This is a genomic window from Citrobacter sp. ANG330 (genome assembly GCF_047467925.1).
Lineage (GTDB): Bacteria > Pseudomonadota > Gammaproteobacteria > Enterobacterales > Enterobacteriaceae > Citrobacter_A > Citrobacter_A amalonaticus_G.
In genome coordinates this window covers 301245-314580 of sequence record NZ_JASJUI010000004.1, presented here as the reverse complement: position 1 = coordinate 314580, position 13336 = coordinate 301245, and the positions used below count along the sequence as shown (strand labels likewise).

12 protein-coding genes are annotated in these 13336 nt (G+C 51.1%); 9 read left to right on the top strand and 3 right to left on the bottom strand.

The features are described 5' to 3' along the window. The first annotated feature begins 5 nt into the window (after positions 1-5). Entirely contained in the window at positions 6-1682 is a 1677-nt protein-coding gene (betA, locus tag QNN88_RS12215) for a choline dehydrogenase (RefSeq protein WP_414240461.1), read from the top strand. A 5-nt stretch (positions 1683-1687) separates the two neighbouring features. Here betA and QNN88_RS12210 read toward each other — a convergent pair whose 3' ends face one another. Next, complete coding sequence (locus tag QNN88_RS12210; RefSeq protein WP_414240460.1) at positions 1688-2389, bottom strand: GNAT family N-acetyltransferase; 702 nt, start codon at positions 2387-2389, stop codon at positions 1688-1690. Between the two features lie 144 nt (positions 2390-2533). Here QNN88_RS12210 and QNN88_RS12205 point away from each other — a divergent pair, with 144 nt between their 5' ends. After that, a complete protein-coding gene (locus QNN88_RS12205; RefSeq protein WP_414240459.1) occupies positions 2534-3649 on the top strand; it encodes a YbdK family carboxylate-amine ligase in 1116 nt (371 codons plus the stop codon). Positions 3650-3718: 69 nt separating this feature from the next. Continuing rightward, entirely contained in the window at positions 3719-3967 is a 249-nt protein-coding gene (locus QNN88_RS12200; RefSeq protein ID WP_043001486.1) for a DUF1158 domain-containing protein, read from the top strand. 67 nt (positions 3968-4034) lie between these two features. Here the strand turns inward: QNN88_RS12200 and QNN88_RS12195 are convergent, their stop codons facing one another. Both QNN88_RS12195 and QNN88_RS12190 read right to left on the bottom strand, forming a co-directional pair. Further along, complete coding sequence (locus QNN88_RS12195) at positions 4035-4376, bottom strand: RamA family antibiotic efflux transcriptional regulator (protein ID WP_043001487.1); 342 nt, start codon at positions 4374-4376, stop codon at positions 4035-4037. After that, positions 4373-5506, bottom strand: a complete 1134-nt coding sequence (locus QNN88_RS12190) for an MBL fold metallo-hydrolase (protein ID WP_414240458.1) — start codon at positions 5504-5506, stop codon at positions 4373-4375. Before QNN88_RS12190 ends, QNN88_RS12195 begins: the two co-directional genes overlap by 4 nt. 191 nt (positions 5507-5697) lie before the next feature. Between QNN88_RS12190 and QNN88_RS12185 the strand changes: the two genes are divergently transcribed. The 6 genes from QNN88_RS12185 to QNN88_RS12160 all read left to right on the top strand — a co-directional run bounded on the left by QNN88_RS12185 (position 5698) and on the right by QNN88_RS12160 (position 13329). Then, on the top strand, positions 5698-6279 hold the full coding sequence (locus tag QNN88_RS12185; RefSeq protein ID WP_414240457.1) for a TetR/AcrR family transcriptional regulator: 582 nt from the start codon (positions 5698-5700) through the stop codon (positions 6277-6279). Further along, positions 6279-6647, top strand: coding sequence for an MmcQ/YjbR family DNA-binding protein (locus tag QNN88_RS12180; RefSeq protein ID WP_414240456.1), 369 nt, complete (start codon positions 6279-6281; stop codon positions 6645-6647). Before QNN88_RS12185 ends, QNN88_RS12180 begins: the two co-directional genes overlap by 1 nt. A 98-nt stretch (positions 6648-6745) precedes the next feature. Next, entirely contained in the window at positions 6746-7399 is a 654-nt protein-coding gene (gene nfsB, locus QNN88_RS12175) for an oxygen-insensitive NAD(P)H nitroreductase (protein WP_414240455.1), read from the top strand. Positions 7400-7794: 395 nt separating this feature from the next. Then, positions 7795-10446, top strand: coding sequence for a filamentous hemagglutinin N-terminal domain-containing protein (locus QNN88_RS12170; protein ID WP_414240454.1), 2652 nt, complete (start codon positions 7795-7797; stop codon positions 10444-10446). Between the two features lie 101 nt (positions 10447-10547). Then, positions 10548-12227: a ShlB/FhaC/HecB family hemolysin secretion/activation protein gene (locus QNN88_RS12165; RefSeq protein WP_414240453.1), complete on the top strand. Its 1680-nt coding sequence runs from the start codon at positions 10548-10550 to the stop codon at positions 12225-12227. Positions 12228-12936: 709 nt separating this feature from the next. Further along, complete coding sequence (locus QNN88_RS12160; protein WP_414240452.1) at positions 12937-13329, top strand: helix-turn-helix domain-containing protein; 393 nt, start codon at positions 12937-12939, stop codon at positions 13327-13329. The last annotated feature ends 7 nt before the right edge of the window (positions 13330-13336 follow it).

Here is a 13336-nt window from a genome sequence, read left to right as displayed (position 1 = left end):
TTTCATTGCATTTTGACTACATCATTATTGGTGCCGGCTCTGCCGGTAACGTACTGGCTACACGACTGACAGAAGACAGCAATACCACCGTCCTGCTGCTGGAAGCGGGCGGCCCGGATTACCGTGCGGATTTCCGTACCCAGATGCCGGCAGCACTCGCCTTTCCGTTACAGGGAAAACGCTACAACTGGGCCTACGAAACCGAACCCGAACCGCATATGAACTACCGCCGGATGGAGTGCGGACGCGGAAAAGGACTTGGTGGATCTTCGCTGATTAACGGCATGTGCTATGTTCGTGGCAACGCGATGGATCTCGACAACTGGGCACAAGAGCCTGGACTCGAACACTGGAGTTATCTCAACTGCCTGCCCTATTACCGTAAAGCGGAAGCACGCGATATCGGCGCCAATGACTATCACGGCGGCGACGGTCCGGTTAGCGTGACCACCTCAAAACCGGGCGTAAATCCGTTATTTGAAGCGATGATCGAGGCAGGTGTTCAGGCAGGCTATCCGCGGACTGACGACCTGAACGGCTATCAGCAGGAAGGCTTTGGCCCAATGGATCGTACCGTCACGCCTCATGGACGCCGCGCCAGCACCGCGCGAGGCTATCTGGATCAGGCGAGAAAGCGCCCTAACCTCACCATTGTGACCCATGCGCTGACTGACCATATTGTCTTTGACGGCAAGAAAGCCGTCGGCGTGGAGTGGCTGGAAGGCGACAGCACGATCCCGACCCGCGCCAGGGCAAACAAAGAAGTACTGCTGTGCGCAGGGGCGATTGCTTCACCGCAAATCCTGCAACGCTCCGGCGTGGGTGATGCTGCGTTATTAAAGGCCTTTGCGATCCCGCTGGTTCATCACCTGCCCGGCGTTGGGGAAAATCTGCAGGATCATCTCGAAATGTATTTGCAATATGAGTGCAAAGAGCCTGTGTCGCTTTACCCCGCTCTGCAATGGTGGAATCAGCCGAAGATTGGCGCTGAATGGCTGTTTGGCGGAACCGGCATCGGGGCGAGCAATCACTTTGAAGCGGGCGGTTTCATCCGCAGCCGCGAAGCCTTTGCCTGGCCGAACATTCAGTACCATTTCCTGCCGGTGGCGATCAATTACAACGGTTCTAACGCAGTGAAAGAACATGGTTTCCAGTGCCACGTCGGGTCAATGCGCTCGCCGAGTCGCGGTCATGTACATTTGAAATCCCGCGACCCACGCGAACATCCGGCGATTCGGTTTAACTATATGTCAACAGAACAAGACTGGCAGGAGTTCCGCGATGCGATTCGTATCACGCGGGAAATCATCAACCAACCGGCGCTGGATAAATTCCGCGGGCGCGAGATCAGCCCCGGCATCGCATGTCAAACTGACGAACAACTGGACGCGTTTGTGCGTGAGCATGCAGAAACGGCATTTCACCCCTGCGGCACCTGTAAAATGGGCTTTGACGAGATGGCGGTGGTCGACGGTGAAGGGAAAGTGCATGGCGTTGAGAATCTGCGCGTAGTGGATGCGTCGATCATGCCGCAAATTATCACCGGCAATCTGAATGCAACGACCATTATGATTGGCGAGAAAATTGCCGATGCCATTCGCGGTCGCGCTCCGCTGGCGAAAAGCACAGCGCGTTATTACGTGGCAGGCGATGCGCCGGTACGCAAACCGGCGCGACGTTAAGTCTGTTACTGTCGACACTGGGCCAGCGTTTTGATCTGCTGGCCCTGCGCGTCAAAATTCTCCGCCGCTAACCAGCGCTGCAACGCGCGGTCACATTCAGGCCACTCGCCATCAATCATCGATAGCCAGTCGCTGTCCCGGTTGCGGCCTTTACGGACGATTTTCTGGCGAAAGCGGCCTTCAAAGACAAATCCCAGGCGCTCTGCCGCGCGGCGCGACGCCAGATTCAGCGAGTCGCATTTCCACTCCACACGGCGATATCCCTGGGCGAAGGCGTAGCGCAACAGCAACCAGACAGCTTCAGTGCCGAGAACCGTATTTTTCATCCGCGGCGACCAGGTGACATGGCCAATTTCAACGCAGCCATGCGCCTGTTCGATAGCCATATAACAGACCAGACCTACCGCGCGTTCCGCATGACTATCCACGACGGCAAATGGCACCAGCGCGTCATCGTTCGCTTTTCCACTGAGCCAGTGGAGCGTCGCCGCAACGCTATCGGGTCGGCGGCTCGCCAGCCACGTCCAGTCCCGCTCGTCGTTCGCTTGCGCATAGGCATCGAACAGATCGGCGGCATGACGTTCAGGATCGAGCGGCTCAAGACGACAGTAGCGGCCTTCCAGCACGCTCCGTTGCAGAACGGACGCGCCATGCCAGTCCGGTAGCGCGTCGCCCACCGTCTGACCGTATTCATTTATTTCCGGCACCGATTACTCCTTACGCAAGGATAAAATCTGGTTATAGCAGTTCCCGATGCACCTTCAAAGCAGCGAATTCAGATTTCTTCCGCCACGCCGAAACCCGCGCTCGCTTCTATACTCATCTGACAAATCAAAGGAGAAGCGAACACTATGCCACTACCCGATTTTCACGTTTCTGAACCGTACACCCTCGGCATTGAACTGGAAATGCAGGTGGTTAATCCGCCGGGATATGATTTGAGCCAGGACTCTTCGACGCTGATTGCCGCAGTGAAAGACCGGGTGCGCGCCGGCGAAGTGAAGCACGATATCACCGAAAGCATGCTGGAGATGGCCACTGACGTTTGCCACAATATCGATCAGGCGGCGGCGCAGTTTTCCGCGATGCAGCAGGTGATCCTGCAAGCGGCGGCGGAACATCATCTGGAGATTTGCGGCGGCGGTACGCATCCGTTTCAGAAATGGCAGCGCCAGGAAGTATGCGATAACGAACGCTATCAACGCACGCTGGAAAACTTTGGCTATCTCATTCAACAGGCCACCGTATTTGGCCAGCATGTTCACGTCGGCTGCGCCAGTGGAGATGATGCGATTTACCTGCTGCACGGGCTGTCGCACTTTGTCCCGCATTTTATTGCCCTTTCAGCCTCTTCACCTTACATGCAAGGATCAGACACCCGCTTCGCCTCGTCGCGACTGAACATCTTCTCTGGTTTTCCGGATAACGGCCCCATGCCGTGGGTCAGCAACTGGCAGGAATTTGAAGGATTGTTCCGTCGACTCAGCTATACGAGCATGATCGACAGCATTAAAGATTTGCACTGGGATATTCGCCCCAGCCCCCATTTTGGTACGGTCGAAGTGCGAGTGATGGATACACCGCTCACGCTCAGCCATGCTATCAATATGGCCGGTTTAATTCAGGCGACCGCGCACTGGATACTGACGGAACGGCCGTTTAAGCATCAAGAGCGTGACTATCTGCTGTATAAATTCAATCGTTTTCAGGCCTGTCGCTACGGACTGGAGGGGATTCTGACCGACGTGCATACCGGCGACCATCGTTCGATCTCAGAGGACACGCTGCGCCTGCTGGAAAAAGTCGCGCCATCCGCCGATAAAGTTGGCGCCGCAAGCGCGATTGAAGCCGTGACCCGGCAGGTTAAACAGGGTACCAGCGAAGCGCAAAAAATGCGTGAGTTTGTCAGCGATGGCGGATCGCTCATCGGGCTGGTGAAAAAACATGGTGAGATTTGGGCCGGGTAAGCGGCGCCGGTTTGCGTTAGCGGTGAAGATCCCGGACAATGGCTTTTTTAACTCACCTTTAACATTGCCATGAAACACCCGCTTGAATCACTGATGACCGCCGCCGGTATTCTGCTGATGGCCTTTCTCTCCTGCCTGTTGCTGCCAGCGCCTTCGCTGGGGCTGGTGCTGGCGCAAAAGCTGGTTGCGACCTTCCATCTGATGGATCTCAACCAGTTCTATACGCTGCTGTTCTGCCTGTGGTTTTTAGCACTTGGCGCTGTTGAATATTTCGTGATTCGCTACGTCTGGCGTCGCTGGTTTTCGCTGGCTCACTGAGCCGGTGAAATCCCGCAATTTGTGGTGAACAGAACCGTGCTGTCATACAACACGGTTCTCTGTCACTTCAGTGCGCCCGACTGTGGTTTTCTTTACGGTAGGCACCCGGCGGCTGGTTGAATGTGCGGGTGAAAATGCGGGTAAAGGTCTGTTGAGAGTCAAACCCGTAACGCAGACAAATGTCATACACTTTTTCGTCGGACTCACGCAGATCCCGCGCCGCGAGCAGCAGTTTGCGCTCACGAATGTAGCGTCCCAGACTCTCCCCTTTGTACTGTAAAAACAGACGCTGCAGATGCCACTTGGAATACCCCGCGTGGCGCGCAATGTCGTCGATGCGCAGCGGCTGATTCAAATTATCATCTATCCACTCGACAATCGTGTCGATAACCTGAGCAGAAATGGTCATTCGGAACTCCTCTCCTGCAAATTTGAGGTCTGCTGCCACCAGACGGTGAACGGCTGCGCCGGGTCGTCCAGTTTTACCGGTTCACCCTGCATCGGCGTGAGCAGACGGTACGCTTTATGTCGACTGGCCAGCGCCAGCCGTTTGTACGGGTCGTCCCAGGTATGCTTGGCCAGCACAAAGCGGCCGGCGTGGCCGGGCAGTATCGCTTTTGCCCGCAAATCCACAGCGGCCTGAGCGGTCTCTTCCGGCATCATATGAATGTACTTCCAGTCCTGGTCATATTGACCGTTTTCCATAATGGCGAGATCGATGCCGCCAAACTGTTCGCCGATGGCCCGGAAATGAGGCCCGTAGCCGGAGTCACCGCTGTAATAAATTTTCTGTTCCGGCGTTTCGAACAGAAAACTGGCCCACAGCGTCTGGTTGCGCTTGATGCCGCGGCCAGAAAAATGCCGCGCAGGCAGAACGTGAATCATCAGCGAATCGTCAATTCGCACGGACTGATTCCAGTCGCGCTCTTCAATGATGTCGCTATTCATTCCCCAATAACGCAAATGCGAACCGACGCCCAGCGGAGTCAGCACACGCTTCACTTTGGGCATTAACGCCTTGATGGTGGCATAGTCCAGATGGTCATAGTGGTCGTGCGAGATGACCAGCAGATCGATTGCCGGCATCGCCTGCGCCGTCCACGGATAGTCTCCCGCAAAGGCCTTATTAAGGAAGGAAAACGGCGCGGCATAACTGCTGAGCACCGGGTCAATCAGAATACGTTTGCCGTCCAGTTGCAGATACCACGAAGAATGCCCGAGCCAGATCAGGGTATCTTCAGTAGCAGGCAGACTGGCAAGATCGGTCGCAACCAGCGGCAGCGGCTGAGCGGGGCGCGCATTCTCACGCTTTGCGACCAGAAACTCCCACCACGCCGCGAGCATACTTTTGTTTCCGGTATAGCCCGGTGTCGGTATCTGATTATGGAATTGTCCGTCCCGGTAGTTTGCAGATTGTTCAACCTGGCTAAGCTGAGCCCCCTGCGGCGCCTGGCCGAAGCCAGCATTAAGGACAAACGGTAACGCTGCTGCACTGGCAATGAGCATAATAACAACCACACAAACTGTGAGACGCTTCATATCCTGACCTGAAAACGCGCGCCTGTCCGATGGTTTGCGCGACTGACTCTTGATTATGAGTGAGTAAGCACTCATTATAGAAATCGGACGTTTCGCGTCAAGATGATTTTCAATCTTTGACATTCACCGTTGCGGCGCTGCATACGCCGTGTTTCAATCACAGTTTTAGACCAACCTGAGGGTAAAGTGTAGTGGCTCGTCCGAAGAGTGAAGACAAAAAACAGGCATTACTGGAGGCAGCAACCACGGCAATTGCGCAGTCCGGGATCGCGGCGTCAACCGCAGTGATTGCCCGCAATGCTGGCGTGGCGGAAGGAACGTTGTTTCGCTATTTCGCAACCAAAGACGAGTTAATCAACGAACTGTATCTTTATCTTAAGCAGAGTCTCTGCCAGTCAATGATCGCCAATCTGGATCGTTCACTGACCGATGCCAAAGCGCTGACCTTTTATATCTGGCGCAGCTATATCAGTTGGGGGATAAACCATACGCAGGGGCATCGCGCCATACGCCAGTTGGCCGTCAGCGAAAAAATCACCAAAGAGACAGAACAGAAAGCCGACGATCTGTTTCCTGAACTGCGCGATCTCTGTCACCGCTCGGTGCTGCCGGTCTTTATGTCCGATGAATATCGCGCCTTCGGCGATGCGCTGTTTTTAACGCTGGCAGAAACAACGATGGAATTTGCCGCCCGTGAACCGGCTCGCGCCGAAGAGTTTATTTCTCTGGGCTTTGAAGCGATGTGGCGCGCCCTCACCCGCGAGGAAAATTAATGGACGAAAAAACGCTGCACGAGTGCGCGAAACGCCTGGCATTAGCCTTCCCCTATACTGAGCACTGCTGGCCGTTCGGCCCGGAGTACGACGTGTTTAAAGTCGAAGGAAAGATTTTTATGATCGTCACCGACGTTAACCGTCGCACGGTGATTAACCTGAAAGCCGACCCGGAAAAATCGTTGTTAAATCAGCAGATTTACCCCAGCATAACCCCCGGTTATCACATGAATAAAAAGCACTGGATTTCCGTTGCGCCCGGTGACGATATTACAGAGTCGTTACTGGAAGAACTGGTGAACGACTCGTGGAATTTAGTGGTCGATGGCCTGCCCAAACGCAGCCAGAAACGCATCCGCCCTGTCTGATTAGTCTCAAATAACGAAAACTGTGTTCGCCATTTCTCTCTTATCATCTCCGGGAGAACCCTGTAACCTGCGAAGATTAAAACCAACCGGGAGTCGTTATGGATATCGTTTCAGTTGCCTTAAAGCGTCATTCAACCAAGGCATTCGACCCAGCTAAAAAGCTGACCGCTGAAGAAGCCGAAAAAATCAAAACACTGCTGCAGTTCAGCCCATCCAGTACTAACTCTCAACCGTGGCACTTTATCGTCGCCAGCACAGAGGAAGGCAAAGCGCGCGTGGCGAAATCTGCCGCCGGTAACTTTGTCTTCAACGAGCGAAAAATGCTTGATGCTTCGCATGTCGTGGTGTTCTGCGCCAAAACGGCAATGGATGATGCCTGGCTGGAACGCGTGGTTGATCAGGAAGAGGCCGATGGGCGTTTTGCTTCCGCGGAGGCGAAAGCCGCTAATCACAAAGGTCGCACGTTTTTTGCCGACATGCACCGTAAAGAGCTGAAAGACGATGCACACTGGATGGCAAAGCAGGTGTATCTGAACGTCGGTAACTTCCTGTTAGGCGTTGCCGCACTGGGTCTGGACGCAGTGCCCATCGAAGGTTTCGACGCCGCCATTCTTGATGCGGAATTTGGCCTGAAAGAAAAAGGCTTCACCAGCGTGGTGGTGGTGCCTGTCGGTCATCACAGCGTGGAAGATTTTAATGCCTCGCTGCCGAAATCTCGCCTGCCGCTGAGCACGATTATGACCGAATGCTAACACCTTCTGGCACGTTGCGCTGCGGCGTGCCTGTTCTTATTTCCCCTCCTCCTTAAGGCTTTTCCAAATTTCTTACACATTGTGTAACACCTCAGAAATATGTCGCGCAGAAATCATCCATACCCATGATCAATGTTTTTTTTCATTTGTTATACAGCCTCTTTTTCATATTACTCGATCACCGCATAATCACATTTCCATAGCGAATAATTACGCTATTTTTTTGCGCAACCAGCAATAGCTCACTTTCCCTTGCCACTCATATTTCCTGTGTAACTAAAATGAATCGTTACAAGTCCTTTTCAGGATTGTAGAGAACGCATGCTTTCATATTCCCCCCATTTCTCATCATTGGAATGGGGAATTTATAGTCAAGGAAATACAAGGATAAGTAAATGAAAAGCAAAAACATTAATATCATGCGCAATAATCGTCAGGTTTTACATGCAAAGCTGGCTCCGACCTGCTTTGCAACGATGCTTGCGCTTGGAATGATTATGCCAGCTCACGCTGCGGTTGTCGCAGGTAATACTAACCAACCGGGTATTCATACCAACGCAAATGGCACTACCGTTGTTGATATTAATAAAGCCAGTGCGGGTGGCGTTTCGCATAACGTTTATTCTGAATTCAACGTAGACAGCAACGGCGTTATTCTGAACAACAGCAGCAGCAATTCGAATACTCAGTTAGCCGGCCAGATTGATGGCAACGCTAATATGGCGAATGGCAGTGCAAAAGTGATTCTTAACGAAGTGCGCTCCTCCGACCCCAGCCAGCTTAACGGCATGATCGAAGTCGCCGGTCAGTCCGCTCAGGTTATTATTGCTAACCCATCAGGCATTACCTGCGACGGTTGCGGTTTTATTAACACCAACCACGCGACGCTAACCACGGGTACCGCCACATATGATAACCAGGGTAACGTAACCGGTCTGGACGTCAGCAAAGGCCAGGTTTCTATTACCGGTAAAGGTATGGACACCCGCTCCACTCAGTACACCGACATTATTGCCCGCTCCGTGAAGGTCAATGCAAAACTGCAAGCGAATGAGTTGAACATCATTACCGGTAATAACCGTATTGATAAAAATGGTCGCGTGCAGAAGAAATATGACGCCAGCGCCAGCCCGGATGTCGCGCTGGATGTATCCGCACTGGGCTCCATGTATGCCAATAAAATTTACATGGAAGGTACAGATAGCGGCGTCGGCGTGCGTATCGATCATGCGGATCTGACCGCGACTGATACTCTCTCTCTCAATGTTGACGGTGTTATCGAAAACAATGGCGGCCATATTAGTGGTAAAAACTCCGCGGTTGTCATGGGTTCATCCGTTCTGAACCATAATGGTCAGATCACGTCTGATGGCATGGTTTCCGTTTCTGCCGATGAATTGCTGGACAACAGCAAGGGTCAAATCAAAGGCGAATACGTCGATGTCTCTGGCAAAGACACCGTGAACACCCAGGGGAAAATTCAGGGCAATCGCCAGACCACCGTCATAGCGGATTCGCTGGATAACAACCAGGGTGAAATCACCAGCGAAGGCTCTCTGAGCATCGCTCGCCATTCTAACAACTATCACTCCTGGGGAGCGACCGGCGTCAATAATACAAACGGTCGTATCAATGCTAAAGGCACACTGACCGTGGACTCGGCAAATCTGGACAACTCGTCTGGCAGTCTGACAAGCAACGGCTCGATGAGTGTTAACGTCGATACGCTGACCAACAATAACGGGGTAATTTCTGCAGGTAATGGCTGGAATATGATTAACGCCTCTGTGTTGAATAATGATAACGGCGTTATTCAGGCTCAGGGACGTGACAGCCAGTTACAGGTAAGCGGCAATAATATGCTCTCTAACCATAACGGCATTATTCATAACGATGGTTCCATCTCTATCAATGGCGCACTGGATAACACGTCCGGCACGATTTCAGCCGGTCAAGATATCTTCATGTATGGTTCGTCTTATTATTCTGATCTTGCCAGCAAGCTGGAAGCGGGTCACAACATTGATATGACGGTAGCCAATACCTTCCAGAACGCAGGGACTCTTGCTGCGGGACAGAATATGTCATTAACCATCGGTTCCAACGGTTGGAACAGTTACGGTGGCCCAGCCCAGAACAGTGGTTCTATTACCGCCGACGGTAATCTGAATCTGCAGATGAATAGCAGCGTGTTTAATAACAGCGGTTCAATCCACGCTAATCAAATGGACCTGCAACTGTCCGATCTTGCTAACAGCGGTACGATCTCCAGTAGCAATGACATCAACGTTAACGCCAACAATGTCTATAACCTGATGCATGGCAACATGAATGCGGGTCATAGCATCAGCATTAATACCTCTTCTCTGATGACCGATACCGGAAGCACCATCCATGCAGGCGAAGACGCAAACCTGTTTGTCATGTCCGGCATGAACAACACCGGTGATATCCGTGCAGAGCATGATGTAAATCTCAATGTCATGGGCAGCTATGGTTATTCACGTACGACGGTCTATAACAACGGTACTATTGCTGCTGGTAATACGTTAAATGCGCAAATGGACCGCGTCACATTGATGAATGCCGGTACGCTGACAGCCAATAACGGCGTTATTCTGTCCACTAATACCCTGAGTAACAGTGGAGTGATCGCCAGTGCGGGCGATGTTACGCTGAATAACGCGAATGGTATGTTTAACGAAAGCACCGGTACCATTACAGGCGATCACGTTTACACCACCGGTAACGTCAACAATATGGGCGTCATCACCCAAACGGGTTCGACTAATCAGGATGATGGCGCGAATACTCCTGACAACAATAATACCGATAATGGCAGTTCGACCAATAACGGTGGTAATACTGATGAAGGTGGTTCTGCCAACAACGGTGGTAATACTGTAATTCAGCCTAACGGTACGCCGGAAGGTAATGGCGTCTGGGAGGATGGCGTAGTCTACCATCCAGGCGATCTTTACTATGGTTATGTGGTTCAGGATATTGTTTATTACCCAGGCGGATATGCTATTTACACTGCCATATAATTTTCATTAATTCAAAAGCCCCATGTTTTCAATGGGGCTTTATTAATTTATTCACAAAATGCTTCTGAGGTTCAGTACCTACAGGGAATAGTAAAAAGACCATGATTATTTATCGTATCAGCCTCAGTCTCATCCTTTTTTCACTGTTTGGAATACGCCCGGATATCGCGAAAGCCGAGCCAGTTTCAGGCCAAAGTGCCACAACTCAACAACAAGACCAGGCCAGACATAACCAGCTTGCACCACAAAGTAAAACAGTACTCACAGCGGAAAATGTGCAGGATAGTGATAAGCTGACCCTGCCAGAAGAATCGGTCTGCTATAACATGAAACATGTCATCATTGATAAAACAGCAGCCCTCCCCCACTGGCTAACTTTTAACGATCTGATTCATCAGACGGAATACCGGTGTGTCGGCATTGAAGGAATAAAAGCCCTGCATAAAGCCGTACAGAACCGGTTAATCTCTCATGGATATATTACCAGTCGCGTTTTAGTGCCCGAACAAAATTTAAAAGAAGGGACATTAACCCTGAAAATTTTGCCCGGACGCATCAGTAAATGGTTATTACAAAACCAGGAAGGTCGTACTGTTCATAGCTGGAATAACTTTCCGGAAGGAGAAGGCGAAGTTCTTGATTTACGCGGACTGGAACAAGGGCTGGAAAATTTACAACGTATTCCCGGTTCGCAGGCAAGTATTCATCTCGTACCAGGTGAAAATCCTGGCGATACGCAGGTGGAAGTGAGTCGAAGTCAGGGTAAAGCGTGGCGTCTGGGGACGTGGATGGATGATGCGGGAAGCAAAAAAACGGGGCGTTATGAAGGCGGGCTGGCCTTTTATCTCAATAACCCAACGACGCTGAATGACATTCTGTACGTCGCATACGGCGGCGGCTTTAAAAATGAAGATGGCCGGCGCAACGACAACACCTCCGCCTTCTATTCCGTTCCCTGGGGCTACTGGCTACTTGAGCTTTATGGCAGTAAATATCGTACGGTGCAGACAATACACAGTGGCGATTTCCACTATCAGTACAGCAGCACTGAAAAGTTACTGACTGCCGAAATTAAGCGCGTTATCTACCGCAGCGCCAGCCAAAAAACGACGCTGGGTTTTAAAGGCATCAAACGTGATTCGCAATATAAACTCAACGATGTCGAAGTAGAAGTGCAGCACCGGGATACCAGTAGCTGGCAATTCAGTCTGGAGCATTTGGCCTATCTGCCCTTTGGACAGCTCACCTCCCGTCTCGGTTATCAGCACGCCGCACACTGGTTTGGTGAACAAGCCGATGCCGAAGAGATGGCAGGCAGCGCCGATCCGTTAGCGCGCATCATCACGCTGAGCGTCGACGGCACGTTTCCGTTTAAAGCAGGCGATCTGTCGATGAGCTATGAGCCTCACTTTATGCAGCAAACGTCGCCGGATAAGCTGACGCAGCCGGATAAATTCACTATTGGTAACCGCTGGACGGTGCGTGGTTTCGATGGTGAATCATCCATTTATGCCGATAAGGGCTGGTATCTGCGTAATGACATTAACCTGAACCTCCCCAGATGGGGAATGCAGCCCTATCTTGGTTTCGATTACGGGGAAGTCAGCGGTTCGAAAAATGATTACTGGAGCGGCACGCGCATCGCCGGTGCAGTTGCGGGTGTACGCGGCGTCAAAGGCAATTTTGGCTATGATCTTTTCGCTGGCATTCCGGTGATAAAACCTGACGATATGCAAACCAGCCCGTTCGCGCTAGGCTTTTCGGTGCAGTGGCAATATTAAACCGATACCTGAATGGATATGTCTTAGAATGGACAGAGCTTAAATAGCGCCCTTTTGAGTGGGTAAATACAATACCGGTTTATCCACTTAAAAATATGATGCCCGCCCGAATGTTCGCTTTTCTCAAATCTGAGTCGATATTTATACCGCCATTCGCATCCTGAAAACTCGTGCTGAAGCGAATAACGTCTTAACCTGTCACTCAAAATAATGTAGTGCTTATCTGTCAATTTGAGGACGATAGAGTTTTGTCGCTAACAAGGTCCGGTAACACTGACTCTGGCAGGCAAATTAAACGAGTACTCACTAAAAGTGATATTTCCCACTACCTGAAGTCATCATCACTCAGTGTGATTTATTTAATTTCAATGAATTGCAATATTTACTTTCAACTTTAGCCCAAACATCCTCTTACACTATCCCATAAAACATTCGCCTTTTAATATAATAGAGTATAATCTTTAGATAATTTAATTCGAATTGCTATGCCTATATGAAGCCAGAACACCATGTCATACAAATAATTGATGCTATCTCTGACCCTTCCCGCATTCGCCAGGGCCGGGAACGTCAAATTATTTCTCTCGAACACCATGCTGAATCGATGAGTTTTGTGTTGCATAAAGGCACCGTAGGTGTTTACCGTAGCCGCGACCCGTTGTTACTTAAACATCTTAAAGCACCTATGATTGTTGGCATGAATGCGTTAATGAATACTAATGCCGATTTCTTTTATCAGGCCAGTGGGGAAATCCAGTTTGAGATCATTCCAACATCGCAGGTGTTGGATATCATTGCGCAGAACGACCTCTGGCAGGATGCCTCATATACCTATATGTACGCGATTAAAAAGCTGCTGGAAGCACACCGTTCCTCTGTTGGTTTATCTACCTATGAACTGATTCGCACTAATCTCATCGCGTTGATGGCAGAGAAAGAAGAGCTGCGTCTGGCGGTTAACGCGAGTGATTACATCCAGGAAAAAACGCATCTTTCGCGTAGCCGGGTGATGAAAATTTTGAGCGATCTGCGTCTGGGCAACCATATCGAAATGGAGCGGGGTATTCTTATCCGGATCAACCGTCTTCCCGAACAGTACTGACCCGGCT

Excerpts from the sequence above, each read along its gene's own strand:
- QNN88_RS12205 (WP_414240459.1), top strand. The coding sequence starts at position 2,534 with ATGCCACTACCCGATTTTCACGTTTCTGAACCGTACACCCTCGGCATT.
- QNN88_RS12200 (WP_043001486.1), top strand. The coding sequence starts at position 3,719 with ATGAAACACCCGCTTGAATCACTGATGACCGCCGCCGGTATTCTGCTG.
- QNN88_RS12195 (WP_043001487.1), bottom strand. The coding sequence starts at position 4,376 with ATGACCATTTCTGCTCAGGTTATCGACACGATTGTCGAGTGGATAGAT.
- QNN88_RS12190 (WP_414240458.1), bottom strand. The coding sequence starts at position 5,506 with ATGAAGCGTCTCACAGTTTGTGTGGTTGTTATTATGCTCATTGCCAGT.
- QNN88_RS12180 (WP_414240456.1), top strand. The coding sequence starts at position 6,279 with ATGGACGAAAAAACGCTGCACGAGTGCGCGAAACGCCTGGCATTAGCC.
- nfsB (WP_414240455.1), top strand. The coding sequence starts at position 6,746 with ATGGATATCGTTTCAGTTGCCTTAAAGCGTCATTCAACCAAGGCATTC.
- QNN88_RS12170 (WP_414240454.1), top strand. The coding sequence starts at position 7,795 with ATGAAAAGCAAAAACATTAATATCATGCGCAATAATCGTCAGGTTTTA.
- QNN88_RS12165 (WP_414240453.1), top strand. The coding sequence starts at position 10,548 with ATGATTATTTATCGTATCAGCCTCAGTCTCATCCTTTTTTCACTGTTT.
- QNN88_RS12160 (WP_414240452.1), top strand. The coding sequence starts at position 12,937 with ATGAATACTAATGCCGATTTCTTTTATCAGGCCAGTGGGGAAATCCAG.